The sequence below is a fragment of the Kitasatospora sp. NPDC032757 genome (assembly GCF_055579305.1).
The window spans coordinates 18,312-43,656 of sequence record NZ_JBVINN010000008.1; the positions used below are offsets into that span (position 1 = coordinate 18,312).

Here is a 25,345-nt window from a genome sequence, read left to right on the forward strand (position 1 = left end):
ACCCGGGGTCCGACGGGTCCGACGAGGGCCGACGGGGCCCCGTCGGGGTCTAGCGGGGTGTGAGGGTGACGGTGACCGGGGTGCCCGGGCGGGTGTGCGGGAGGCGGATCCGGGCGGTGCCGGCCCGGTCCCCGGCCGGCTGGTCGAGGTCGACCCGCGCGCCGGCCGGGGTGACGGTGACCCGCACGCCGGCGGGGAACGCGGCGGCGGGCAGGGCCAGTTCGGTGGCGTGGCCGGTGCCGTCGGCGGTCCAGCGGACGGTGTGGCCGGCGGCCGTCGCGGTGGTGGCCGCGTCCGTCCCGGCGACCGCCGTCGGATAGGGGCCGAAGACCGGTTCGTCGCCGGGGGCGGGCCGGCCGGCCGGGTCGAGTGCGCAGTAGCCGCCGTTGCCCCGGCACCAGTACCACATCGCCCAGCCGGCGGCGAAGCCGTCCATGGCCGCGACCTGCCGGCGGACCAGCCGGGTGTTGCCCGGCCTGCGGGAGTCGGGCGGCCCCCACTCGCCGACCAGGACCGGCAGCCGGTGGGCGGCCGGGTAGGCGGTGATCGCGGCGGTGTACCGCTCGACGAAGCCGCCGCTCTCGTCCCAGTCGGCGCCGGACTCGACCGCGGTGTCGTAGAAGTGCGGCGCGTAGCCGAGCCGGGGGCCGCCCCGGCGCGGGTCGGTGAAGCCGGGCAGCCGGGTGGGCACGCCCTGGCCGACCAGGACGGTCGGTTCGACGAACAGCCAGGCGTGGGTGTCCACTTGGCGCACGGCCCGGATCAGGCGGCGGTACATGTCGGCGAGCCGGCCCTGTTCGAGGGCGGCGGAGGCGGCGGCGAGCACCGCCGGGTCAGTCGGGTCGCCGTCCACCGGGCCGAACGGCTCGTTGAACAGGTCGTAGCCCAACAGGGATCGGTGGCCGCGCAGTTCGCGGGCCAGCCGGGTGTAGAAGTCGGCCTGCCAGGCGCGCAGGTCGGGGTCGTCGTAGAGGTGGCGGAAGGCGGCCTGGACGGCGGGCTGGAAGTAGCCGGCGAACCAGTCGTCCGGGTCCGGGGTGAACGGCAGGCCGTCGTCGCGGGTGGCCCAGAGCGGAATGCCGCGGTCGCCGCCGCCGAACTTCGGCCCGTAGACGTCCTGGTGGAAGTCGACCAGGGCCAGCACGCCGTACCGGTCGGCCCAGCCGAGCAGCCGGTGCAGACGGGCCAGTTCGGCCGGATCGAGGCGGCCCCGCCCGGGCTCCAGCCTGGTCCAGGAGACGGGCACCCGGATCAGCGTGAAGCCCTGCTCCGCGAGGGACCTGACGTCCTGCTCGGTGGCCTCGGCGTACTTGTCGAGGTTGAAGCCGCGCAGCTGGAGCCGGCGGCCGGAGTCGTCGGTGAGACTGGTGCGGCCGTCGGGGGCGGTGGCCGTCCCGGTGGGGAACTCCGCCCGGTGCGGCGCCGCCCGGGCCGCGGCCGGGGTGGCGGCGAGCGGCGTGGTGAGGGCGGTGGTGGCGGCGAGCAGGAGGGCAACGGCGGTGCGGCGCAGACGCATCGGGACCTCACAGGATCTCGCGGGCCGAGGCTCGCGGGCCGGGGGTGGGGCCCGATGATGCCCGGATCGCCGTGTACTGCACAAGAGTTCGGGCCGGGTTCGGCGTCGGCCGGGGCGGGGTTCAGGCCGGCGGCGGCTCGGCGGCCGGGGCGGGGAGGACGGCGGTGGGCAGGTCGGCGGCGGCCGCGAGCCGGCCCCAGAGCAGGTCGGCGAGCGCCTGGACCATCCGGGTCCGCGAGCACGGTCTCGACTCCAGCCACCAGTCGCCGGCCGCCAGCACCATGCCGGTGATGCCGCGGCCCCAGGCCTCGGCGAGGAGTTCGCGGTCCGCGCCGAGGTCGACCTGGCTCTCGACGGCCCGGGTGATCTCCTCCGCGATCTGCCGCAGCGCCGGGGCGAGCGCGTGGCCGACGCCGCTCGGGTCTCCGGGCTCGGGGTGCGTGAGCAACCGGTAGACCTGCGGGCGGGCCTCGATCCCGGCCAGGTAGGTGTCCAGTACGTGCTCGACCCGGTCGCGGCGCTCCAGCGGCTCGCTGAGCGCGGCCCGGACGGCGGCCAGCAGGCCGCTGGTGTGGCGCTCGGTCAGCGCCCTGATCAGGCCGTTCCGGTCGCCGAAGTGGCGGTACAGGATCGGCTTGGTGATCCCGGCCTCAGCGGCGATGGCGTTCATGCTGGCGGCCGGGCCGTCCCGCTGGATCACCCGGTCGGCGGCGTTGAGCAGCTGCTCGCGGCGGGGCTCTGGGGACATGCGCTGCTCCTCGTTCGGGCCGTTGACATCAGTTACCAATCAGTAGCAGACTCCCTCGATGTTACCGGGGGTAACACCCGGCGTGGCCGCGTCGGCAGCTGCCGGCGGCGGGCCGCCTCCCGGCAGCCGGCTCTTCATCGGAGGTATGCATCATGGGCACGTTCTCGCTGGACCCGGGCGCCGACCAGCTCGCCGTACGCGACTGGCTGCACGGCTTCGCCGCCGACGTCATGCGCCCGGCCGCGGCCGAGTGGGACGAGCGGGAGGAGACCCCCTGGCCGGTCATCCAGGAGGCCGCCAAGCTCGGCATCTACTCCCTGGACTTTTACGCCCAGCAGTACTTCGACCCCTCCGGCGTCGGCATCCCGATCGCCATGGAGGAGCTGTTCTGGGGCGACGCCGGCATCGGCCTGTCCATCGTCGGCACCACGCTGGCCGCCGTCGCGGTCCTCGCCAACGGCACCGAGGAGCAGATCGGCACCTGGGCGCCGCAGATGTTCGGCACCCCGGACGACGTCAAGGTGGCGGCGTTCTGCTCGTCCGAGCCGGACGCCGGCTCCGACGTCTCCGCGCTGCGCACCCGCGCCGTCCACGACGAGGCCACCGGCGAGTGGGTGCTGAACGGCACCAAGACCTGGGCCACCAACGGCGGGATCGCCGCCGTCCACGTCGTGGTCGCCACCGTCGACCCCGCGCTCGGCTCGCGCGGGCAGGCCTCCTTCGTGGTGCCGCCGGGCACCCCGGGGCTGAGCCAGGGCCAGAAGTTCAAGAAGCACGGCATCCGCGCCTCGCACACCGCCGAGGTGGTGCTGGACTCCGTCCGGGTGCCCGGCCACTGCCTGCTCGGCGGCAAGGAGAAGCTCGACGAGCGGCTGGCCCGGGCCCGTGAGGGCACCCGGAGCGGAAAGGGCAAGAACGCCGCGATGGCCACCTTCGAGGCCTCCCGCCCGGCCGTCGGCGCGCAGGCGATCGGGATCGCCCGGGCCGCGTACGAGGTGGCCCTCGACTACGCCAGGACCCGGGTGCAGTTCGGCCGGCCGATCATCGACAACCAGGGCGTGGCCTTCCAGCTGGCCGACATGAAGACCCGGATCGACGCGGCCCGGCTGCTGGTCTGGCGGGCGTCCTGGATGGCGGCCAACAACCAGCCGTTCACCGCGGCCGAGGGCTCGATGTCCAAGCTCTACGCGGGCGAGACCGCCAAGTGGGTCACCGCGCAGGCGATGCAGATCCTCGGCGGCAACGGGTTCACCCGCGAGTATCCGGTGGAGCGGATGCACCGGGACAGCGCGATCTACTCGATCTTCGAGGGCACCAGCGAGATCCAGCGGCTGGTGATCGCCCGGGCGATCTCCGGGATGCCGATCCGCTGACCGCGGCCGGCGTCAGCGGGCCGCCCAGAAGGTGAGCCCGGCGGTGAGGGCGCCCACCACCGCGCCGGTTCTACGGGCCGGGCTGGTCCGTCGCAACGCCCACAAGGGTTAGCGAGAACCCCCCCCGCTTTCAGCCGGAGGAGGAGTCACGATGAAGGGGAACACCGTGAGCCGCCGCTGCCGGTGGCCGACGTGCCGGTCCTCCAACGTGTCCTTGCGGATGCCGCGCCGGATGAACAGGGTCGGGATGACGGCGGCGAACAGCGCCGCGAACAGTGCCCAGCCGAGGCCCCGCCAGCCGTAGCGCAGGACGCCGAGCAGCGGCAGCATCGCGATGATCACGTTCTTCGGCTCGACGCCGTCGGTGACCCGGCGGCCTCAGAGGGCGGTGCTCGTCGGCGTGGTCATCGCGGTGGGTGCTCCCGGCGGCTCGGCTGGACCTTCGATCGGATGATCGTAGTGGTCCGTGTGCGAGTGATCAGAACCGTGGCGGGCGGCCCTCCAGGAAGGCGGCGAGGCCCTCGCGCACGTCCGGGGCCTCCCGGGAACGGCGCTCCCAGGGCCGCAGCGCCTCGGCGGCCTCCTCCGGCGGGACGCCCAGCGCCGCCTTGACCGCGCCGATCGTCTGCGGCGAGCGCTGGGTCAGCAGTCGGGCGAACTCCAGGGCGTCGGCATCCAGTTCGGCGGCGGGCAGGACCCGGTCGGCGAGGCCGATCGCCGAGGCGCGCACTCCCGTCAGCAGCTCGCCGGAGAACAGCAGGAGCTTGGCCCGGGAGGGCCCCACCAGCCTGGCCAGCCGCAGGGTGGGGACGGCCGGGTAGACCACCCCGAGTTTGGCCGGGGTGATGCCCATCCGCGCGTCGTCGGCGACCCACCGGAGGTCGCAGGCGACCGCCAGCTGACAGCCGCCGCCGACGCAGGCGCCGTGCACCACCGCGATCGTCGGGTGCGGGAAGTCCGCCAGCGCCTCCTCGGCGGCGACGTTGGAGGCGTGATAGGCGTCGGCGTGGTCCGGGTCGGCGTAGACCTCGGACAGCTCGGCGATGTCCGCGCCGGCACTGAAGGTGCCGCCCGCGCCGGTGACCAGGAGGGCGCGGACACCGGGCTGTCCGGCGATCCGGAGCAGCACCTCGGGCAGCGCCTGCCAGATCGCCAGGGTGATGGCGTTGCGCCGGGCCGGCCGGGTGAACTTCAGCACGGCGACGCCGTCCTCGCCGACGTGGGCGCGGAGGCCGTCGACGTGGGTGGGCAGCGGGGAGCGGTCCCGCGTGAGCAGCGGCTGGTCCATGCGCACCTCCGGAGATCGTGGTGCGGACACTCTCTCAGGCGGCGCGGGCGGGGCCCCGGCGCGGGTCTCGGGCAGGGACGCCGACGCGGGTCTCAGGCGGAGGCCCCGGGCGTGCGGGTGCCGTAGTCGCCGAGGCCGTGCTCGACCAGGTCGAAGGCGCGCCTCGCATTCTCGACGGCCTCCGGCAGCACCTCGGCGGCCCGCTCGCCGGCCATCATCCGGCGCTGGTTCTCGCTGGTCAACGTCGTCCGGACGCCGAGCAGTTGGGCGGCCGCCGCTTGGGCGAGGAGCCGGTCGCCCGCCGGGTCCTCGGCCAGCAGCTCGGCGGCCAGCAGCTCGTTCGCCGCGTGGCCGAACGCGGTGGTCGCGCGCAGGGCCAGCGCGGGGGTCCGGTGGATCAGCCGCACCACGTCGACGGTGAACCGGTGGTCGTTGAGGCCGGTGGCCGGGTCGAACTCGGCCAGCGCGGCCAGGAAGTGGGTGCGCAGCGCGGCCACCACCGAGGTGCCCGGGGCGCGCTCGCGCACCACCCTGGCGGGCTCGTCGGTGTGCTGCTCCATCGGCGCCATGACCAGGTCTTCCTTGGACGGGAAGTAGTTGAAGACGGTCATCTTCGAGACGTCGGCGGCGGCGGCGATCTCGGCCACCGACACCTCGTCGAAGCCCCGCTCGGCGAACAGGGCGACGGCACTGTGCCAGATCCGCATGGCCGTCTGCCGCTTCTTGCGCTCGCGCAGGCTCAGCCCGTCGTGGGCGCCGGCCCCAGTGCTCTTCACCATGGCGCGACTGTACCAGGATCAAACATATACCAGGTCGGAATATGTGTTGGGTCAGAAGATTGGTTCAGTCATAAGATTGGTCGGGGCGAAGAATTGACCGGGTCAAAAAAGACTGCCATGGTGGTGCCGTGCCGCCGGGCCGGGCCTCCCCGGTGCGGCCCGGCTCCTGCTCGATCGCCCGAATTCCGCTACCCCGGGGGGACTTCCGATGACCGCCACCGCGCCGTCAGCGGCTCTGATGACAGAGCCTCAGCGCAAGCTGGGCATGCTGCTCTGCCTGATCACGATGATCCTGGCCGTGCTCGACACGAACATCGTGTCGGCGGCCACCGTGCCGATCGTCCGGGACCTCGACCCCGTCCACGGCGTCGACCGGCTGCCCTGGCTGGTCAGCGCGTTCGCCCTGGCCGCCACCGCACTGCTGCCGCTCTACGGCAAGCTCTGCGACCTCCACGGCGCCAAGCGGGTGCTGCTCGCGGCCGTCGGCGCCTTCCTGTTCGGCTCGGCGCTCTGCGGGGCGGCGCAGTCGATGGAGCAGCTGATCGCCTTCCGGGCCGTCCAGGGGATCGGCGGCGGCGGGCTGATGAGCGTGACCATGGTGGTGATCGCCCAGCTCAAGGACCCGGCGGGCGGGAAGAAGGGCGGCGGGGGCGGCCTGGGCGGCATCGTCGCCGGCGCCGGCATGGCCCTCGGCCCGCTGATCGGCGCTCTCCTCGCGGACCACCTCGACTGGCGCTGGATCTTCTACGTCAACCTGCCGCTCGGCCTGCTCGTCCTGGTCGGCGCCGCCCTCGTGCTCAAGCTCCCGAAGGGCGCCGGCCGCCGCGGCCTGGACTTCGCCGGCGCCACGCTCGCCGCGGCGTTCGCCACCTCGCTGCTGCTGCTGACCGAGTGGGGCGGCAAGGACTACGCCTGGACCTCCCCGCAGATCCTCGCGCTGGCCGCTGCCGTCGTGGCCTCCCTCGGCCTGTTCGTCTGGCGCCAGGCCACCGCCGCGGAGCCGGTGCTGCCGCTCTCGCTCTTCCGCGTCCCGGAGATCCGGATCGGCTTCGCGGTGCAGGGGCTGGTCGGCATGGGGCTGATGGGCGCGATCATGTACGTGATGCTGTACCTGCAGGTCGCCCGCGGCGTGGCCGCGACCTCGGCCAGCCTCTACCTGATCCCGATGGCGACCGGTATGACGGTCGTCGGCATGGCGGTCAACCGGCTGACCGCGCGCGGCGTCCAGGACAGGACGCTCCTGGCCGCCGGCGGGGCCTGCGCCACCGTCGCGCTGCTGCTGCTCGGGCAGAGCGGCCCGGACACCTCGCTCTGGCTGGTGCGGGCCGAGCTGGGGCTGCTCGGCGTCGGCCTCGGGCAGCTGATCGGCCGGCTCATCACCGTCGTCCAGGACGCCGCTCCGTCACACCAGTTGGGTGTCGCCACCACCGGCATCCGGTTCTTCCAGACGCTCGGCAGCGCGCTGGGGGCGGCGCTCTTCGGCACCGTGCTCGCCCGGGTCTTCGAGGGCGGCGAGCCCGGCACCCCGCTCGGCGCGGTCGGCCGGATGACCGGTGCGGCCCGGGAGCACGCGGTGCAGGGCTTCGTCGACGCGGTGGACGTGGTCTTCCTCTCGGCGGCCGGGGTGATGGCGCTGGTCGTGGTGCTCGCGCTGCGGCTGCCGCGGCGTCCGGTGGAGGAGCCGGCCGTCGAGCGGCAGGTGCTCGCCGCCTGAGCCCGGCCGGTCGGGGGCCGGGGTGGTTTCCGTGGATCGGCGCGGGCCCGGTGGACTTCGGTCCACCGGGCCCCTGTTGTGTCCGCGCCGCCGGGCCGGGGGCCGCCGCGGGGCGGGCGGCGAGCACCTGCCGCTCGACGGCCGGGGTCGGCCTGGGTCGGGCGGTGGGTCAGGCGGAGGGCTTCCACTCGTGGGCGAGGAGCGACCAGACCTCCTTGTCGTGCCGGACGCCGTTGTGCGGGTAGTGCTCCCGCATCGTGCCGTCGAGCTTCATGCCCAACCGCTGGGCGAGCGCCCGGCTGCGGAGGTTGGCCGGGCTGGTGTACCACTCGATCCGGTGCATGCCCCGGGTGGTGAAGGCGTAGTCGATCAGGTGGCGAACGGCGGTGCCGACCAAGCCCCGGCCCTCGCCGGCGGGCTCCGTCCAGACCCCGATCTCGCAGTTTCCGGCGGCGGCGTCGAACTGCGGGAACATCACGCCACCGACCAGGGTGCCGTCGACCCAGATGCCGTAGATCCGGCCGGCGTCGGCGGCCTGCCGGTCGGCGTAGCGCTGGAGGGTGGCGCGGGCCGAGTCGAGGTCGGTGGAGTAGCCGGCCCAGCCGATCCACGGGTCGGTGTGGGCGCGGGCGCGGTCGATGTGGGCGAGGAACTCGGGGGCCTGCCACGGTTCCAGGGGGCGCAGTTCGGCGTTGTCGGCGAGCGGGACGGTGAACATGGGCAGGCCTTTCGAAGAGCGGTCGGGTCGACGGTCCGGGGTGGTCCATACATACATAACAAACGTTTGGTATGTACGATAGCCCCCATGACGCCAGCCCGTGGAGACCATGACGCCCGTCGCCTGGAAGTCTCCGAGGCGGTCTGGCGGGTGCTCTCCTCCCGCGGCTTCGAGGGGCTGACGCTGCGCGCGGTGGCCGCCGAAATGGGTGCCTCGACCGGGCTGCTGACGCACTACTTCCCCAACAAGCGGGCCCTGGTGGCCTACGCGCTCGACGAGCTGGACCGGCGCTCCCTCGAACGCCCGCGCCGCGCCGCGCCCGCCGACGGCAGTGCGCCGCCGCCGGCCGGGCTGGCCCGGCTGCGGGCGGCGCTGCTCGACATCCTCCCGCTGGACGGACCGGCCACGGCCGGCAACCGGATCTGGGTCGGCTCCTGGGACGTCGCGCTGGCCGACCCGGAGCTGGCGGACGCGCACGCCGCGCGGTACGCCCGGGCGCGGGAGGCGCTGAGCGGGTACGTGGCGGCCGCGCAGCGGCTCGGCGAACTGCCTGCGGGTGTGGATGCGGCTCAGCTCGCGGCGGGGGCGCAGGCCTTCGTGCTGGGGCTGGTCGTGCAGGCCCTGTTCGCCCCGGCGGAGTTCCCGCCCGCGCGGCAGGCGGAGCTGCTGGACGCCTACCTGGCGGGGCTGGTGGCCTCGGGGAGCCGGCCCGGGTCGTAGCGCGGACCCGGCCGGGGCCGGCGTGCGGTCGTGGCGCGGGCGGGGCGGGGCGGGGCGGGGCCGGGGCGGGGCCGGGGCGGGTGTGGCGTGCGGCCGGGGTGGGCGCGGGCCGTGGGCATGCGTCCGCGGGGCGTGCCCCGGAGCTCGTCGGCCGCTGCCGGCCCGCGCCGGGGGCGGTGCCGGACTGGCCCGCGGTTTCCGTTCGAGTCCGACCCGTCCGCGTGGTGCGGTCGGCCGGTGCCGGTGTTTCCCGTGGGGTCGTTTCCGACGCGGCGACGACACGCATTGTCACGGGTTATGTGCGGTCGGTGTGCGTGCTTTTCCCGGCGGCCGGGCCGGCATAGGCCCCACCGGCGTGGTGGCCTGCGGGAATTCGCGCGTGGGTGCCCCCAGCAGGATTCGAACCTGCGACCTACCGCTTAGAAGGCGGGTGCTCTATCCGCTGAGCTATGGGGGCGGGACGGGCGGCGCCCTGGCGGGCGTGACCGTTGCCGGGATCGGGCGACGAGCGCGTGCGGCGCCCGCTGTCCGGCCCCGTACCTGAGGGTGGGGGTGGGGGTTGGCGGACCCTTGCCCTGTCGGGGACAGGATAAGGGTGCCCAGTTCCTCGGCCGGGTGTAACAACACCGTCGCGGGTGTGTCGGCTTCGGTGGAGCGGTCCGATAATCGCAGGTGAAGGCCGTGCGTGCAGCGGTCTGACGGTCTTCGGCGCCGGACGTTGTGCAGTCGTTACGGGGCTGCCGCCTCACCCGTTATGGATTCGGCACGGAGAAAGCACGACCGTCACCGCGGGTGGGGGGCCGTATTCGGGTTCGTTCGGTCGGATGACGTGGGCGGACGGCCGCCCGGGCCACCCTTGGGGGTGGCCCGGCGGGGCGGGAAGCGGGTCGTTTGTTGTCATGACCGCGCAGAAGAGGGGCTGGAAGTAGTACCGCAAGGCCGAAATTCACCCCTGTGAGTGACACCGGTTTTCCACAGGGCCGAGTTGTCCACAGGATTTCCGATCTGACTGGTCCGGATTTCCCCGGAACTGCACTCTCAACTCGCACCGGTTGATTCCGTACGGTGCATCGGAGAGAACGGAGCGTGTTCTGTGAACGGGACTCAGGTGACGGTGATCGGCAATGTCGCGACCGAGGTGACCTACGCGCGGACGGCCGCCGGAGTGCCGGTGGCGAACTTCCGGCTGGCGTCGACGGAGCGGCGTTACGACCGGCAGAAGGAGGGGTGGGTGGACGGCGAGACGCAGTGGGTGACGGTGACGGCATGGCGGGCGCTGGCGGGTCATCTGATCGGCTCGCTGTCGAAGGGCGATCCGGTGGTGGTGAGCGGCCGGCTGAGGGTGCGTGAGTGGACGGACGGCGAGGCCAGGCGCAGCCGGGTCGAGATCGACGCCCGATCGGTCGGACACGATCTCAGTCGTGGTACTGCGGCCTTCACATGGGCGGCGGGGGTGCGGGGTGAGCCGCCGGGCGGCGGTGGGGAGGTGCTCGACGAGGCGGTGCCCGGGTGGATCGCGGACGCACTGCATGCGCGGAAGGTCTCGGCGTTGGCGCCGGCCGAGGCCCCGCCGGCGGCTTCGGGGGTGGCCGTGGCGGCCGGCGAGCGGGTGGACGGCATGCCGACCGGAGGTGAAGAGCAGATGGCCTTGATCTGACCGGCAGGGATCTCAACTGTCGACAAATATGTTGATCGAGACGGTTGTTGCGCCCACATGCGCAATCCCGGATCGGTTAACCGAGAGTTCCCGGCTTTCTGGCAGATCGTCAGTTTGTGTGGATGATGGGTTGGTTGATAACGATCCAGATACGGAATGGTCCTGATTTCGCATGGGGGTTTGCGTGCCCCCGGGGCTCAATAGGATTCGTCTGGTTCACACACATGCAGCGGCGCCACAGGGGGCGCGGCAATGCAAGGCGGGCTGCCCATCGGCGTGGCCCGGCCCGGAGGGATCCCAGATGTTCCAGAGGCAGGGGCGGAGTCTTCCGCGCATAACCACTGTCATGCTCACGACCAGCATCGCGCTGGGCGGAAGCCTGTTCGCGGCGGGTGCGGCGGTTGCGGCCGACGCACCAGGCGCGGGTGTCACGGCAGTGATCCAGCCGACCATGGAGGCCGAGGAGATCGCCGTCGACGGCCACGGCCTCCAGGGTGGTCTGTTCACCCTCAAGACGCCGAACGGCTCGATCCAGACGTACTGCATCGACATCGACCACCCGGTGAACATCACCAGCGGGGTCGAGTACCAGGAGTCCGACTGGAAGTCGAGCTCGCTCGGCGCGAAGGAGAAGGCTCAGGACGCCGCCAAGATCCGCTGGATCCTGGAGAACTCCTACCCGCAGGTGACCGACCTCGTGAAGCTGGCCAAGGACGCCGGCGTCGACGGTCAGCTCACCAAGGAGGACGCTGCCGCCGGCACCCAGGCCGCGATCTGGAAGTTCTCGGACGGCAAGAACGCCATCCCGAAGGACTCGCAGGCCAAGCAGCTGCGCGACTACCTGGTCAGCGACAAGAACAAGGGCATCGCCGCCGAGCCCAAGCCCTCGCTGAGCCTCACGCCGGACTCGGTGTCGGGCAAGCCGGGCAACAAGCTCGGTCCGTTCACCGTCAACTCCAGCGCCTCCGAGGTGAAGCTGGCGGTCGCCGGTGACGCCGCGGGCAAGGTGAAGCTGGTCGACAAGGACGGCAAGCCGGTCACCGGCCTGACCGGCCCGGTCGCCAAGGACACCCAGCTGTTCCTGGACGTCCCGGCCGGCACCCCGGACGGCGCGGCCACCGTGACGGCCAACGCCGAGACCGTCGTGCCCAGCGGCCGCGTCTTCCTCAGCAAGGGCTACACCCCGGCGAAGCACAGCCAGACCATGATCCTGGCCGGCTCCACCAAGCTCAGCGTCTCCGACGCAGCCAAGGCCACCTGGAAGCAGGGCAAGGGTGCGCTGGTGGACAGCACCGCCCAGGTCGAGTGCGACGCCAACGGCGTCCGCGTCTCCGTCGCCAACGGCGGCGACGAGGCGGCCGACGTCACGGTGACGCCGGGCAAGAAGGTCACCGTCCAGCCGGGCAAGGTCGAGAGCGTGGTCGTCCCGGTCGCGGAGGACGCCGCCTACGACATCACCGTCACCGGCCCGAACGGCTTCACCAAGGAGTTCAAGGGCATCCTGGACTGCAAGGTCACCAGCGTGACCACGCCGACCGGCACCCCGTCGGCCGCCCCGACCACCCCGGCCGCCACCACCCCGGCTCCGGCCGGTACGCCGTCGGCCGGCGCCACCACCACCGCTGCCAAGCCGGCTCCGGCCGCCACCAGCCCGGCCCCCGGTACCACCGGTGGTCTGGCCCAGACCGGTGGTAACGACGCCACCCCGGTGCTCGCCGCCGTCGCCGGCGGTCTGGTCGTGGCCGGCGGTGCCGCGGTCTTCGTCCTGCGCCGTCGCGGCCGCCACGGTCGCAGCGCCGCCTGAGGCAGCAGTGCACCGAGGTCCTGAGCTCCTGAGGGCCTGAAGGACTCCGGCCCGGCTCCCCGCATCCGTTTGCGGGGAGCCGGGCCGAGTCGCGTTCCGGCTGCATGCGAGGGGTGCGGCGGGAGCCGGGCGGGGGAGGAGACGGGAGCGACCGGCCGGATACCCCGGTGGGGCACGGCAGTCGGTTCGGGTCTCGGGGCCGGGTGCGGCACAATGGAAGGCTGCAAGCCGAATTACTCCCGACGACGCCGGAGCGATCTCACGTGGCGGAATACATCTACACGATGCGCAAGGTGCGCAAGGCGCACGGAGACAAGGTCATCCTTGACGACGTGACGCTCAGCTTCCTCCCCGGGGCGAAGATCGGCGTTGTCGGCCCCAACGGCGCCGGCAAGTCCACCGTGCTGAAGATGATGGCCGGCCTGGAGCAGCCCTCCAACGGTGACGCCTTCCTCTCGCCCGGGTACACCGTCGGCATGCTGCTCCAGGAGCCGCCGCTGGACGAGACCAAGACGGTCCTCGAGAACGTCGAGGACGGCGTCAAGGAGATCAAGGCGAAGCTCAACCGCTTCAACGAGATCGCCGAGCTGATGGCCACCGACTACTCGGACGCGCTCCTCGACGAGATGGGCAAGCTCCAGGAGGACCTGGACCACGCCAACGCCTGGGACCTCGACGCCCAGCTGGAGCAGGCCATGGACGCGCTGGGCTGCCCGCCCGGCGACTGGGCCGTCACCAAGCTCTCCGGTGGCGAGAAGCGCCGCGTGGCGCTCTGCAAGCTGCTGCTGGAGGCCCCCGACCTGCTGCTGCTCGACGAGCCCACCAACCACCTGGACGCCGAGTCGGTGAACTGGCTGGAGCAGCACCTGGCCAAGTACGCCGGCACCGTCGTCGCCGTCACCCACGACCGGTACTTCCTGGACAACGTGGCCGGCTGGATCCTGGAGCTCGACCGCGGCCGCGCGATCGGCTACGAGGGCAACTACTCCACCTACCTGGAGAGCAAGCAGTCCCGGCTCAAGGTCGAGGGCCAGAAGGACGCCAAGCGCGCCAAGCGGCTCAGGGAAGAGCTGGAGTGGGTCCGCTCCAACGCCAAGGGCCGCCAGGCGAAGTCCAAGGCCCGTCTGGCCCGCTACGAGGAGATGGCGGCCGAGGCCGACAAGATGCGGAAGCTGGACTTCGAGGAGATCCAGATCCCGCCGGGCCCGCGTCTGGGCAGCGTCGTCATCGAGGTGGAGAACCTCAACAAGGCCTTCGGCGAGAAGATCCTGATCGACGACCTCAGCTTCACCCTGCCGCGCAACGGCATCGTCGGCATCATCGGCCCGAACGGCGCCGGCAAGACCACGCTGTTCAAGATGCTGCAGGACCTGGAGACCCCGGACTCCGGCAAGGTCAAGGTCGGCGACACGGTCAAGATCAGCTACGTCGACCAGACCCGCGCCAACATCGACCCGAAGAAGACGCTCTGGGAGGTCGTCTCCGACGGCCTGGACTGGATCAACGTCGGCCAGGTCGAGATGCCGTCCCGCGCCTACGTCTCGGCGTTCGGCTTCAAGGGCCCGGACCAGCAGAAGCCGGCCGGCGTGCTCTCCGGTGGTGAGCGCAACCGCCTCAACCTGGCGCTCACCCTCAAGCAGGGCGGCAACCTGCTGCTCCTCGACGAGCCCACCAACGACCTCGACGTCGAGACCCTCTCCTCGCTGGAGAACGCGCTGCTGGAGTTCCCCGGCTGCGCCGTGGTCATCTCCCACGACCGCTGGTTCCTGGACCGAGTGGCCACCCACATCCTCGCCTACGAGGGCGAGAGCAAGTGGTTCTGGTTCGAGGGCAACTTCGAGTCGTACGAGAAGAACAAGATCGAGCGGCTGGGCGCCGACGCCGCCCGTCCGCACCGGGCCACCTACAAGAAGCTGACCCGGGGCTGACACCCAGCTGTCACAACGGCCCGGCAGACTGCCCTCCGGGGCGGCCTGCCGGGCCGCGGCCCACCGCCACCACCGCGCGGCGGGTCACCTGACGTCGAGGAGAACACCCGTGGCACGCCACATCTACGCCTGTCCGCTGCGTTGGTCCGACATGGACGCCTTCGGGCACGTCAACAACGTCGTCTTCCTGCGCTACCTGGAGGAGGCCCGGATCGACTTCATGTTCACCCAGGCCGCCGCGGCCGGTGCCGGGGAGTTCGCGGGCGGTTCGGTGGTGGCGCGCCACGAGATCGACTACAAGCGGCCGCTGGTGCACCGGCCCGAGCCGGTCACCATCGAGACCTGGGTGACCAAGATCGGTGTCGCCTCGCTGACGGTCGCGTACGAGATCAAGGACACCGCCGAGGACGGCACCGAGACGGTCTACGTCCGGGCGTCCACCGTGGTCGTGCCCTACGACCTCGCCGAGGGCCGGCCGCGCCGGATCAGCGAGGTGGAGCGGGAGTTCCTCGGCCGCTACACCGACGACCACGGCAAGGACGGCCACAGCCTGGACGCGGAGCCGGTCGGCGCGGCGGCCTGAGCCCGGGCCGCCCGGCCCCGGCCCCGGCCTGATCGGGCCGCCCGGTCCGGCCGGGCGTACGACCAACCACCGACACACGGATTCGAGCTGACACGCGTTGACCGGTACCGCCACCCTCGCCCTCGCCGACGCCGGGGAGGCCGCCGACCTCGCCGCCTTCCTGGTCCGGCTGCTCCGCTTCGACAAGGCGGCGGCGGTCCGGCTGCAGGCGGTGCCCGCGGCGGACGGATCGGGTGTGCTGGCGGTCTTCGGGCGGCTGCCGTTGGGCAGTTCCGGCGCGCTGGCGATCCGCACCGCTCGGCTGACCGCGCTCGGCGCGCCCACCGACCGCACCGTCTCGGCGGGCCGGCTGCTGGACGGCCTGGACGACGGGGCCGACACCGCGGCCCTGCCCGCCGCCGTCACCGGCCCCGCCTGGGCCGGCCTGCTGCCGCCGCGCACCGGCTGGCAGCTGATCGGCGAGCCGCCGGTGGCCGAGGTGTACCCCGAACTGATGGCCGGTGTGCGGGAGTTCCGCGAGCGCAGTGAGGCCGTCCCGGCGCACCACCGGACCAGGACGGTGCTGGACGCGCTGGCCGACGAGATCTGGTCCCGGCCGGTGACCGCGCTGCCCGAGCTGCCGCTGCGCGCCGCGCACGCGGCCCTGGTGATCGGCTTCCTGAAGCCGGGCGCCCCGCTGACCGTGCACCGGGCCGGCGGCTGGCTGCGGTTGAGCGCCCCGGCCGGGTCGGTGGCGGTCCGCACGGCGGCCGCGCCCGGTGCGGGGCTGGGGCTCAGCCCGGTCCGCTAGGGCTTGGGAGCCGGAGTCCCGTCGCCGCCGGGCGGGCGGGAGTCCGACCAGGACCGCGGGGCCGGCTCAGCCCTCGGTGTTGACCATCGAGGCGGCGGCGTAGGTGAGGTAGTCCCAGAGCTGGCGCTCGGCGTCGGCCGGCAGCGCCAGCTCGTCCACCGCCGCCCGCATGTGTCTCAGCCAGGCGTCGTGCGCCGCGCGGTCCACCTTGAACGGCACGTGCCGCATCCGCAGCCGCGGGTGGCCGCGCTGCTCGCTGTAGGTGCGCGGGCCGCCCCAGTACTGCATCAGGAACAGCGTGAGGCGCTCCTCGGCGGGGCCGAGGTCCTCCTCGGGGTACATCGGGCGCAGCAACTCGTCCTCGGCGACGCCCTGGTAGAACCGGTGCACCAGCCGCCGGAAGGTCGGCTCGCCGCCGACCTGGTCGAAGAAGGTCTCCTCGCTGAGCGTGCCACGCCGGATCTCTGTCACCCGACCATGGTCGCAGACGCCGCCGGGGCCGTACACCGGGACCTGAGGACCAGGACTCCCGGTGTACGACCCCGTGGGTACCGCCGTGCGGCTACGCGTCCTCCCAGCGGAAGAACCGCCAGGCGGTCGCGGTGACGACGGCGGCGAACACCAGCAGCCCGCCCATGGCCGGCAGGGCGTCCATCACGCCGCCGCCCTTGGAGAGCACCGACTGGGCGGCGGTGACCAGGTGCTTGAGCGGCAGCGCGTTGGAGATCGCCTTCAGCCAGGACGGCATGTCGTCGGTGGGGAAGAACGAACCCGACAGGAACGACATCGGCAGCACGATGATCTGCGAGATGCCGTTGGCCGCCTCCTCGGTCTTGGCGACGGCCCCGGCCAGCAGGCCGATCGACATGAAGGCGATGGTCGCGCAGACCACCAGCGGGACGATCAGCCACCAGTTGCCGGTGAGTTTGAGCCCGAAGTACGGCGTGGTGGCGATCGCCAGGAAGATGGCGGTCTGGGTCAGTGCCGTCAGCACCGAGACGGCGATCCGGGAGGCCACGATCGACCCGGCGCTCACCGGGGCCAGCCGCAGCCGCCGCAGCACCTTCTTCTGCCGCCAGGACACCAGGGTCAGCGAGGCGCTGAACACGGCGCCGGTGGCCACCGCCCAGCCGAGCAGACCGGGGGTGAGGAACTGGATCGGCTTGAGCGACTCGTCCTCGACCCGGGTCGCGTCCAGGACGAAGGCGGGCGGCTTGCCGGTGGCGGCCTGGTTGGCCTGCTGGACCACCGAGTTGACGATGCCCTGGACGGTGCCGGCACGGACCTGGTCGGCGGCGCTGAAGCGCAGCTCGATCCTGCCGTCCGGGCCCTGCTTGATCAGCGCGTCCAGGTCGCCCTTGCGGACCTTCTCCAGCGAGGAGGCCTCGTTGTCGCTCCTGCTGAGGGTCAGGACCTTCTCCAGCTCGGCCCGGCCGTCGCCCTGCACCGAGTCCAGCAGCTGGACGGCGCCGACCTGCTCCACCTTGGCGTGCGGGCTGCCGGCGCCCTTGAGCAGCGTGCCGAAGAGCATCAGGAACATCAGCGGGAACAGGAGCACGAAGAAGACGGCGGCCTTGTCCCGGAAGAAGGCGACCAGCATGACCCGGGAGAGGCTCACGAAGGCGCTCACCCGCTCGCGCTCCGGCTGCCCGGCGGGCGCGGAGGGGGTCCCGGGCTTCCGCTGGGCCGGGACCGCGGTCCCGGTGCCGTCGGCCTGGGTGCCGCCGGCCCGGGCGGGGTCGGCCTGGGTGGGGTCGGCGGTCATGCGCGGTACTCCCGTCCGGTGAGCTGGAGGAAGACGTCCTCCAGGGTGGCGCCGCGCACCTCGAGGCCGCGCAGGGCGTTCTGCTCGGCCAGCACGGAGAGCACCGGGGCGGGGAGGCGGGTGGAGACGGCGAGCGAGACGCCGTCGTCGTCCACGGTGCCGACCTCGGCGCCGGCGGCGGCCAGCAGTTCGCGGGCCCGCTCGGCGTTCAGCTGGCCGGACTCGACGCTGATCCGTACGGTGTCGTCGATCTCGCGGACCAGCGTGGCCGGGGCACCGGTCCGCAGGATCTTCCCGTGGTCCATGACCGAGACGCGGTCGCAGAGCACCTCGGCCTCGTCCAGGTAGTGGGTGGTCAGGACGACCGTGCGGCCCTCGGCGTTGATGGCCCGCAGGAGGTCCCAGAGGTTGCGGCGGGCCTGCGGGTCGAGGCCGGTGGTGGGCTCGTCCAGGAAGACCAGCTCCGGCTCGTGGACCAGGGCGCAGGCGATCGAGAGGCGCTGGGCCTGGCCGCCGGACATCTTGTCGGTCATCACCCCGGCCGACTCGGTCAGGCCGACCCGTTCCAGCATCGCGTCGGCCCGCTTGGGACCGACGCCGTAGAAGGAGCCGAAGGTGCGGATCGTCTCCCGCGCCGTCAGCTTGTTGAAGAAGGCCGAGGCCTGGAACTGCACGCCGATCCTCGGCAGCAGTTTCGGATTGCGCGGCCAGGGCGCCATGCCCAGCAGCTCGATCCGGCCCTCGTCGGGCTTGCGGATCCCTTCCAGGATCTCCAGTGTGGTGGTCTTCCCGGCGCCGTTCGGCCCCAGGATCCCGTAGAACTCGCCGGCCTCGACGGTGAGTGAGACCCCGTCGACGGCTTGCACATCCCCGTACCGCTGACGGATTCCGTCGGCGGATATTGCTGCAGTCATGGGGCCTGAGACTACGGGTAACGGGGGGCGTTGGGGAGGGATCTGAGCGCGATTTGAAGATCATTTATGGGATCGGAACCGGGCCGGGCCGAACGGGGTCTGACGCCCGTTCGGCCCGGCCCGGGCCCGTTGTCCGGTCGGTCTGTTCCGGCCGGTCTGTTCCGGCTCGTTTCCGGCCCGTCACTCCGGCCCGTCACCCGGCCCGTTTTCCGGCTCGTTTTCCGGCTCGTTCGTCCGGCGGGCCTCAGGCCCGGTGCAGGGTGATGGTGGTCCACGCCCCGATGTGGATCCGGTCGCCGTCGTTCAGCGGGATCGCGGTGTGCGGGGTGATCGGCTCGCCACCGCCGTTCACCGTGGTGCCGTTGGTGGAGTCCTGGTCGACCAGCACCCAGCTCCCGTCGGCCTGTTCGGCCAGCAGCGCGTGCTGGTGCGAGGCGCCCGGGTCCTCCGGCGGGACGGAGAGGTCGATCTCCGGCACGGTGCCGCGGTGCTGGCTGCGCCGGCCGATCCGCAGCTGGCCGCGGCCGGTCAGCGGGATACGCCGCTCGGGGCAGTACGGCGGGAAGAACAGGCCCGCCGCCTCCGGGCCGCTGCGGGCCATCATGTCGGTGAAGTAGTCGCGGTCGGCCGCGACCACGGCGATCCAGTTGGACCGGACCGGCTCCGGCTGCTGGGGGGCCTGGCCGGGCTGACCGGACTGGGGCTGCTGGTGCGCCTGCTGGTGCTGCTGCTGGGCCTGCGGGGGCACCGGCGGGGCCAGGTTGAACGAGGTGCCGAACTCCCCGCCGCGGCCGGTCGGGCCCGGCTGGGCGTAGACCGGACCGGAGTCCTCGCGCGGTGCCGGCTCCTGGTACGAGGGCTCCTGGTACGCAGGCTCGGCCTGGTACGAGGGCTCCTGGTACGCAGGCTCGGCCGGGTACGCGGGCTCCTGGTAGGGCGCCTCCTGGTACGGCGAGCCGGCCGCGGGCGGGTAGCCGTAACCGGACGGCGCACCGGCCTGCTGGCCCTGCTGGCCCTGCTGGTGCTGCGGCGGGGCCGGCGGGAACGGCTGCTCCGGAGGCTGCGGGCCGCCGTAGGCCGCCGGGATGTTGAGCGGGGCCGGCGCCTGGACGGGCCCGGGCACCGGCGCACCGGCGGCGGGGGGCTGGCGGCGTGAGGGCGTGGAGAGGTCGTAGTCGTACCCGCACTCCTCGCAGAACCGCCCGGTCTGCGGGCTCCGGCAGATCGGGCAGAGCACCAGGCCCTCGGTGAGCTCCGGGAAGCCCCGGCCGGCCGGCGGCACGGCCCCGGGCTGTACGGCACCCGGCTGTACGGCACCCGGCTGTACGGCCCCGGGCGGGACCGCACCCGGCACCGGCCCGCCGAACGGCGCCCCGCCCTGCGGGGGGTGCCCGGGCAGGCCCGGGTGGCCGCCGTGCGGGCCGTGCCCCGGCGCTCCGGGCGCGCCCGGGAGCGTGCCGGGCGGCGGCGGGAGGGGCGGTGGCGGTGTCATCGGGAAGCCGCAGAAGTCGCACCAGTCCTCGGCCTGCGACTCATGCCCCCTCGGGCAGATCGGCATCAGGTCCCCCTCAATTCCAGCCAGCTGGGGCAGCATCCGACCGGGCCCCGGCCCGGTCGGCTTCTTCAGCGGTCACTTCTTCACACGGACGGTCTTGGTCGACCGGGTCTCGAGGGTCATCGAGTCGGCCTCGCTCACGTTCTTACGGAACCGAACCGTACCCTCCTTCGGGTCGACCACGTCGACCACCTTCTGCAGCAGCTTGAACGTGCCCTCGTTGCCGGTCGCGTGGGCGATCCGGACGGCGGCGCCGAGCTTGGCGGTCGCGCGGTCGACATCCCCGGCCCGGTGCGCCTCCAGGCCCTCCTGGATGGACGAGGCCAGCTCGGCCTGCCCGGTGTAGTGGGCGACCTGCGGGCTGATCCGGGTGGACGAGGCCAGGTCGTCGGTCCAGACGGCCTTGACCAGGCCCTGGGAGAGCACCTCGGGCGTGCTGCCGGTCTGCGGCGGCAGGACGAGGCTGACCCGGGCGGCGAGCATCTCGTTGCCGACGGCGGCGGCCGGGACCTCGACGCAGACGTGGTAGTCGCGGCTCTCGTCGCCCCAGGAGCCGGTGGGGTAGTCGCCGGCCCGCGGTCCGGCCTCGGCGCGGCGGCCGGTGAGGTCCTCCACCGCGGGGGCGACCTGCTTGACGAACTTCACCACCGCGTTGGCCGGCGTCCAGATCCGCAGCGCGACGTCGGCGACCTGCTTGCCCATCGCGCCCTCCATCATCGCGCGGAAGTCCTCGGCGAGACCGGACGGTTCGGCGACGATGTCGACGGTGCCGAGCAGCGCGGAGGAGATCTTCCGCAGCTCGTCCACCCGCCAGTCGGTGCCGACGCCGCGGCAGTCGGCGGTGAAGTGGCCGGAGACCCGCTCGATGGCGCGGTCCAGGTCGGCCGCCGACTCGTGCTCGTTGTTGCCGTCGGTGAGCAGGATGGCGTGCCGGATGGCGATGTCGCGGCGGGTCAGGAACAGCTTGTCGGCCTTGGCGAGCCAGCTGCCCATCGCGGTGCCGCCGGCCGCGGTGAGGCGGCGCAGCGCCTCCTTGGCCCGGGCGCGGGTGGCGTCCGAGGCGATGGCGAGGGTGCCGTCGCCGGGGTAGATGTCCCTGGCCTCGTGGGTGCCGGCGACGACCGCGAAGGCGACGCCGTCGCGGACGGTGTCGATGGCGGCGGCGGTGGCCTCGCGGGCGCCGCGCATCTTGCTGGCGGGGTAGTCCATCGAGCCGGAGCAGTCCACCATGATCACCACGGCGGCGGACTGGGCGCCCGCGCCCAGCGGGCCCGCGTCGGACACTCCGAGCGGACGGCCGCCGGAGGTGCCGCCGCCGGTCGAGGTGACGGTGACGATGGCGTTCACCTCGCGGGCGCCGTCGGCGAGGAACTCGTTCTGGAAGATCTCCACGTCGAACCTGGGCAGGTTCGGCTTAGCCAGTGTTGCCATGGGCCGGTGGCTCCCGTCGGGTGGTCGGTTGGTGCGTACGGTCGGTGGGGTGGGCGCGGGCGGGCGTCAGCCCACCGGCGGGTGCGGCGGCTGCGGAGGCACGGCGGGAGGCGCGGGCGGCACGGCTGGAGGCGCGGGCGGGGCCGGTGGCAGGGGGGCCGCGGGCGAGCCGATCACCGGCAGGTCCGGCAGCGTCGGGTCGTGGTCCTCGTCGTCGTCGCCGATCCCGGCCGGCCGGATCACCGGCAGGTCCAGCGCGGTGGCGGTGCGGGCGTCCTCGCCGGCGGCGTCGTCCGCCCGCCCGGCGCCGGCCAGCCCGGTCGGCGGGTCGATCGGCAGCACGGCGACGGTGATGTTGTCGTGCCCGCCGGCCGCGACCGCGAACTTCACCAGGTTCTGCGCGGCCGCGAGCGGCTCGGTCCGGGCGTCCTGGCGGACGTAGTGGGCGAGGTCGGTGGCGGCCTCGGCGTAGTTCCAGAGGCCGTCGGTGCAGATCAGCAGCACGCCGGGGACGTGCGGCGTGAAGTCCAGGGTGTGCGGGACGACCTCCTCGGCGTCCGCGCCGAGCCAGCCGGTGATGGCGTGGGCGCGCGGGTCCGCGTAGGCCTCGGCCTCGCCCATCAGGCCGGCCTCGACCATCCGGGCGGCCCAGGAGTCGTCCTGGGTGAGCCGGAACGGCTCGGCGGCGACCCGGTCGTCCGGGATCCAGTACGCCCGGGTGTCGCCGACCCAGCCGATGGTGACCCGGCCGCCCGCGGCGATCGCGCTGACGAAGGTGCAGGCGGGCGCGTTGAGGTCGGGCCGGTGCGGCGAGGCGCCGTCATCGGCGAGGGCGGCGACGGCGGCGGCCGCGTCGGCGACGGCCTGGCGCATCGCCGCGTTGGGCTCGCGGCCGGCCTCCAGCGCGGTGAGCAGCGACTCGGAGGCGGCGTCGACGGCGGTCTCGGAGGCCTCGTCGGGGCGCTCGGAGGAGGAGACGCCGTCGCAGACCACGGCCACCACGACCGGTTCGCCGCCGGGCAGCGAGGAGGCGGCGACGGTGAACGAGTCCTCGTTGCGGTGGTGGCGCACGCCGCGGTCGCTGACCCCGGCGACGCCGGCCAGCGACCTCTCCATGTGGTCGCGCGGGCGCGGCTGCGCGCCCCCGCAGGCCTCGCAGTAGCCGTCGGCGGCGACCTGCGGCAGACCGCAGTGGACGCAGCCGGGGCCGCCCTGGGCCGGAACGGCCGGGGCGGCGGGCGCGTCCGGCACGGTCGGCGGGTGCTCCGCGCCGGCGGTGCCCCGGGCGGCGGACCAGCTCGCGGGCATCGCGCCCGGGGCCGGACTGCCGTCCCTGCCCGCCCCGCAGGAGCCGCAATACACGTCCTCCAGGTCCAGCGGCTCGGAACAGCTCTGGCACACGGTCTGCTGCGGCATTGGTTACACCCACGTCCTGGGGCGGGCACGGTTGGCCCGCTCCACCATCTCGATCCTGGTCTCGGCCCGGTCGGCCAACCGGGCGAGTACCCGGTAGGACTGCTCCAGCGCGAACCGCAGTTCCCGTTCGACGGCAGGCCGTCCCAGCACGGTGACCTCACCGGTCGTCCGGCCGAGGCCGGTCTCGCCGGCGGAGCCCGCCGTGACCCAGCCGAGGGCGGCGCTGAGCACCTCGACGGAGAGCTCCTCACGGCGGCGGTCGTCCAGGCGCAGCGCGGTCAGCTGCTCGGAGCCGGCGCCGAGGTCGGTGCCGAGCGGGTCGGTGGCGGGGCGTTCGCGCAGCCGGGCCCGGACGGCGGCGATCCGGGCGGCGGTGAACTGGCTGGAGGTGGCCGGGACGGACTCCAGCGCGGTGACCGCGCCCGCCCGGTCGCCGTCGGCGAGGCGGACCCGGGCCAGCCCGAAGGCGGCGCTCAGGTAGGCGTGGTCGGTGCTCCACACCAGCCGGTAGAGCTCGGCCGCGTCGCCGCCGTCGCCGAGGAGCTCGGCGCAGATGGCGAGGGCCAGCTTCGGGGCACTCTCGCCGGGGAACGCGTCGTAGACGGCGTCGAAGGCCTCGGCGGCGGCACGCAGCGCGCTCTCGCCGGGCACCCCTTCACCGGAGGCCGCCTCACCGGAGGCCACGTCACCGGACGTCGCCTCACCGGAGGCCACGTCACCGGAGGCCGCCGGGCAGGAGGCCGTGCCGGTGGCCGCGCCGGCCAGGGCGGTCAGGCCGCGGTACCAGACCACCCGCCAGTCGTCCGGGTGGTTCTGCTCCAGCGAGGCCAGCGCCTCCTCGGCGGTGGCGTGGTGGCCGAGTTCGAGGTGGGCGCGCAGCTCGCGCAGCCGGCGCTCGACGGAGTCGGCGGGCGCGCCGGCCAGGGCGGTGAGCGCCTCCGCCGGGTCGGCGGCGAGCAGGGTGGCCAGGAAGCCGGCGTTGGGGTCGGCCGGGTCGACCCGGGGGACGGGCAGTGCGAGCGCGGCGGCGGCCGGGTCCAGCGAAGTGATCCGCAGCTCGCCGGGCCGGACGGTCGGCTGCACCAGCTCGGTGTCGACGACCCGCAGCTCGGGGCCGAACAAGGTGGAGAGCGAGGGCCGCGGCCGGCCGTCCTGGAGTGCCAGGATCTCCCGCAGCACGCCGGTGAGCTGGTCGGCCATCTCCTCGGCGGAGGCGAACCGGCGGGCCGGGTCGTGGTCGGTGGCGCGGACGAGGAAGCGGTAGTACGACTCGTACGCGGCGAAGACCGGGACGGCCTCGGGGCCGGGCAGGGAGTCGCGGTAGGTGGTGCTGTAGCCCTGGAAGTCGAAGGTGAGGACGGCCAGGGTGCGGGCGACGGTGTAGAGGTCGGAGGCGGGGGAGGGGCCGTCGGTGGCGATCTCGGGCGCCTGGTAGCCGATGGTGCCGTAGATCGGGCCGTCGTCGTCGAGGCGGCGGACGGCGCCCATGTCGATGATCTTGAGCGCGTCGCCGCTCTGGATCACGTTGTCGATCTTGAAGTCGCAGTAGATCAGGCCCCGGCCGTGCAGGTACCCGAGCGCGGGCAGCGCGTCCAGCGCGTACGCGATCGCCTGCTCCACCGGCAGCGGCTCGCGGCGGCCGTCCGGGGTGCGGCGCTCGTTGGCGATGTCCTTGAGCGACTTGCCGCCGACGTACTCCATCACGATGTAGCCGTCGGTGGCGCCGGTGCGCAGGTCCGGGTGCTCGGCGAAGTTGATGATGCGGACGATGTTCGGGTGGTCCACCTCGGCCAGGAACCGCCGCTCGGCGACGGCCACTGCGAGCGCGTCCTCGTCCCCGGTGTCCAGCAGGCCCTTCAGGACCACCCACTTGTCGTTGACCCGCCGGTCCACCGCCAGGTAGATCCAGCCGAGCCCGCCGTGCGCCAGGCAGCCGACCACCTCGTACTGCCCGCCGACCAGATCCCCCCGGCGCAGTTTGGGCGTGAACGAGTACGGCGTGCCGCACTTGGTGCAGAAGCCGTCAGGGCGGCCCGGCAGGCCGTTCTTCTCGCGGCCCACCGGGGCCTCGCACTTGGAACAGAACCGCTTGCGCTCCGGCACCTCCGGGTCGGCCAGCACCGCCTGCGCCGGGTCGGCCGACGGGACGGTCGGCACCGTCACCAGGCCGGCGCCGAGCCGGTGGCGGGTGCCCGAGCTGACGCTGCCGCGGCTGCTGCGCGCCGAGACCGAACGGCCGCTGCCCGTCCGGGTGGAGCGGTGCGAGCGGGAGCGGCCGGACATCGAGCGGGCGGAGCCGGTCCGGGCGGAGCGCACGGAGTCCGGCGAGACCCGGGCGGAGGGGACGTACGGCTGGGTGAGCCCGGTGTCACCACCGGGGGCGGTCAGGCCGCACTCGTCGCAGTAGCCGTCGTCGTCGATGGTGCCGGCGCAGTCGCGCGGGCAGGGCGAGCCGGGGCCGGCTGCGGCGGCCGGGGCCGCCGTGCCGGTGACCGGCCCCGTCCCGGCGCCGGCTGCGGGACCGGTCGCGGGACCGGTTTTGACGGAGACCGTGCCTGCCGGTGCGAGCCCGCACTCGGTGCAGTAGCCGTCCGCGTCGATCGTCCCGTCGCCGGTGCAGTCCGGCCGTACGCACGCCTCGCCCAT

Annotated in this window: 21 protein-coding genes and 1 tRNA gene; 8 read left to right on the top strand and 14 right to left on the bottom strand. The window is 73.3% G+C overall.

Features of this window, described 5'->3' with window-relative positions; all coding sequences use genetic code 11:
- Nucleotides 1-49: 49 nt before the first annotated feature.
- Both ACZ5WK_RS13060 and ACZ5WK_RS13065 read right to left on the bottom strand, forming a co-directional pair.
- Nucleotides 50-1,516 carry a glycoside hydrolase family 5 protein gene (locus ACZ5WK_RS13060; RefSeq protein ID WP_465547419.1) on the bottom strand — a complete coding sequence of 489 codons (1,467 nt, stop codon included), beginning with the start codon at nt 1,514-1,516 and terminating at the stop codon, nt 50-52.
- A gap of 121 nt (nt 1,517-1,637) precedes the next feature.
- A complete protein-coding gene (locus ACZ5WK_RS13065) occupies nt 1,638-2,264 on the bottom strand; it encodes a TetR/AcrR family transcriptional regulator (protein ID WP_465547420.1) in 627 nt (208 codons plus the stop codon).
- A gap of 152 nt (nt 2,265-2,416) precedes the next feature.
- Here ACZ5WK_RS13065 and ACZ5WK_RS13070 point away from each other — a divergent pair, with 152 nt between their 5' ends.
- Nucleotides 2,417-3,637, top strand: a complete 1,221-nt coding sequence (locus ACZ5WK_RS13070) for an acyl-CoA dehydrogenase family protein (protein ID WP_465547421.1) — start codon at nt 2,417-2,419, stop codon at nt 3,635-3,637.
- Between the two features lie 108 nt (nt 3,638-3,745).
- Here the strand turns inward: ACZ5WK_RS13070 and ACZ5WK_RS13075 are convergent, their stop codons facing one another.
- From ACZ5WK_RS13075 to ACZ5WK_RS13085, 3 genes are all read right to left on the bottom strand, one after another.
- Entirely contained in the window at nt 3,746-3,979 is a 234-nt protein-coding gene (locus tag ACZ5WK_RS13075) for a hypothetical protein (protein WP_465547422.1), read from the bottom strand.
- Between the two features lie 136 nt (nt 3,980-4,115).
- Nucleotides 4,116-4,925 (bottom strand): enoyl-CoA hydratase/isomerase family protein, encoded by an 810-nt coding sequence (locus ACZ5WK_RS13080; RefSeq protein WP_465547423.1) that lies wholly within the window; start codon nt 4,923-4,925, stop codon nt 4,116-4,118.
- 92 nt (nt 4,926-5,017) lie between these two features.
- Nucleotides 5,018-5,704, bottom strand: a complete 687-nt coding sequence (locus ACZ5WK_RS13085) for a TetR family transcriptional regulator (protein ID WP_465547424.1) — start codon at nt 5,702-5,704, stop codon at nt 5,018-5,020.
- A gap of 238 nt (nt 5,705-5,942) precedes the next feature.
- On the opposite strand from ACZ5WK_RS13085, the gene ACZ5WK_RS13090 reads away from it, so the two are divergent.
- Nucleotides 5,943-7,418: an MFS transporter gene (locus ACZ5WK_RS13090; RefSeq protein WP_465547425.1), complete on the top strand. Its 1,476-nt coding sequence runs from the start codon at nt 5,943-5,945 to the stop codon at nt 7,416-7,418.
- Between the two features lie 169 nt (nt 7,419-7,587).
- On the opposite strand, the gene ACZ5WK_RS13095 is transcribed toward ACZ5WK_RS13090, so the two are convergent.
- On the bottom strand, nt 7,588-8,136 hold the full coding sequence (locus ACZ5WK_RS13095; protein WP_465547426.1) for a GNAT family N-acetyltransferase: 549 nt from the start codon (nt 8,134-8,136) through the stop codon (nt 7,588-7,590).
- Between the two features lie 87 nt (nt 8,137-8,223).
- Here ACZ5WK_RS13095 and ACZ5WK_RS13100 point away from each other — a divergent pair, with 87 nt between their 5' ends.
- Nucleotides 8,224-8,856, top strand: coding sequence for a TetR/AcrR family transcriptional regulator (locus tag ACZ5WK_RS13100; protein ID WP_465547427.1), 633 nt, complete (start codon nt 8,224-8,226; stop codon nt 8,854-8,856).
- Between the two features lie 384 nt (nt 8,857-9,240).
- Here the strand turns inward: ACZ5WK_RS13100 and ACZ5WK_RS13105 are convergent.
- Nucleotides 9,241-9,313, bottom strand: a tRNA-Arg gene (locus ACZ5WK_RS13105).
- Nucleotides 9,314-9,964: 651 nt separating this feature from the next.
- On the opposite strand from ACZ5WK_RS13105, the gene ACZ5WK_RS13110 reads away from it, so the two are divergent.
- From ACZ5WK_RS13110 to ACZ5WK_RS13130, 5 genes are all read left to right on the top strand, one after another.
- Nucleotides 9,965-10,513: a single-stranded DNA-binding protein gene (locus ACZ5WK_RS13110; RefSeq protein ID WP_465547428.1), complete on the top strand. Its 549-nt coding sequence runs from the start codon at nt 9,965-9,967 to the stop codon at nt 10,511-10,513.
- A gap of 346 nt (nt 10,514-10,859) precedes the next feature.
- The gene (locus tag ACZ5WK_RS13115; RefSeq protein WP_465547429.1) at nt 10,860-12,317 is read left to right on the top strand and encodes a Cys-Gln thioester bond-forming surface protein; all 1,458 of its coding nucleotides are present in this window, start codon (nt 10,860-10,862) and stop codon (nt 12,315-12,317) included.
- Between the two features lie 263 nt (nt 12,318-12,580).
- On the top strand, nt 12,581-14,245 hold the full coding sequence (gene ettA / locus ACZ5WK_RS13120) for an energy-dependent translational throttle protein EttA (RefSeq protein WP_396325003.1): 1,665 nt from the start codon (nt 12,581-12,583) through the stop codon (nt 14,243-14,245).
- Nucleotides 14,246-14,354: 109 nt separating this feature from the next.
- Nucleotides 14,355-14,828 carry an acyl-CoA thioesterase gene (locus ACZ5WK_RS13125; protein WP_396325004.1) on the top strand — a complete coding sequence of 158 codons (474 nt, stop codon included), beginning with the start codon at nt 14,355-14,357 and terminating at the stop codon, nt 14,826-14,828.
- Between the two features lie 97 nt (nt 14,829-14,925).
- On the top strand, nt 14,926-15,618 hold the full coding sequence (locus tag ACZ5WK_RS13130; RefSeq protein ID WP_465547430.1) for a DUF8185 domain-containing protein: 693 nt from the start codon (nt 14,926-14,928) through the stop codon (nt 15,616-15,618).
- 66 nt (nt 15,619-15,684) lie between these two features.
- Here ACZ5WK_RS13130 and ACZ5WK_RS13135 read toward each other — a convergent pair whose 3' ends face one another.
- From ACZ5WK_RS13135 to ACZ5WK_RS13165, 7 genes are all read right to left on the bottom strand, one after another.
- Complete coding sequence (locus ACZ5WK_RS13135; RefSeq protein ID WP_396325006.1) at nt 15,685-16,089, bottom strand: globin; 405 nt, start codon at nt 16,087-16,089, stop codon at nt 15,685-15,687.
- A 91-nt stretch (nt 16,090-16,180) separates the two neighbouring features.
- Complete coding sequence (locus ACZ5WK_RS13140) at nt 16,181-17,383, bottom strand: ABC transporter permease (RefSeq protein ID WP_465547431.1); 1,203 nt, start codon at nt 17,381-17,383, stop codon at nt 16,181-16,183.
- Nucleotides 17,380-18,297 carry an ABC transporter ATP-binding protein gene (locus ACZ5WK_RS13145; protein ID WP_396325008.1) on the bottom strand — a complete coding sequence of 306 codons (918 nt, stop codon included), beginning with the start codon at nt 18,295-18,297 and terminating at the stop codon, nt 17,380-17,382. Before ACZ5WK_RS13145 ends, ACZ5WK_RS13140 begins: the two co-directional genes overlap by 4 nt.
- A 244-nt stretch (nt 18,298-18,541) precedes the next feature.
- Nucleotides 18,542-19,855, bottom strand: a complete 1,314-nt coding sequence (locus tag ACZ5WK_RS13150; protein WP_465547432.1) for an FHA domain-containing protein — start codon at nt 19,853-19,855, stop codon at nt 18,542-18,544.
- A 72-nt stretch (nt 19,856-19,927) separates the two neighbouring features.
- Nucleotides 19,928-21,283 carry a vWA domain-containing protein gene (locus ACZ5WK_RS13155; protein ID WP_396325010.1) on the bottom strand — a complete coding sequence of 452 codons (1,356 nt, stop codon included), beginning with the start codon at nt 21,281-21,283 and terminating at the stop codon, nt 19,928-19,930.
- Nucleotides 21,284-21,349: 66 nt separating this feature from the next.
- Complete coding sequence (locus ACZ5WK_RS13160) at nt 21,350-22,699, bottom strand: PP2C family protein-serine/threonine phosphatase (RefSeq protein ID WP_465547433.1); 1,350 nt, start codon at nt 22,697-22,699, stop codon at nt 21,350-21,352.
- A 3-nt stretch (nt 22,700-22,702) separates the two neighbouring features.
- Nucleotides 22,703-25,345 (bottom strand): serine/threonine-protein kinase, encoded by a 2,643-nt coding sequence (locus tag ACZ5WK_RS13165; RefSeq protein WP_465547434.1) that lies wholly within the window; start codon nt 25,343-25,345, stop codon nt 22,703-22,705.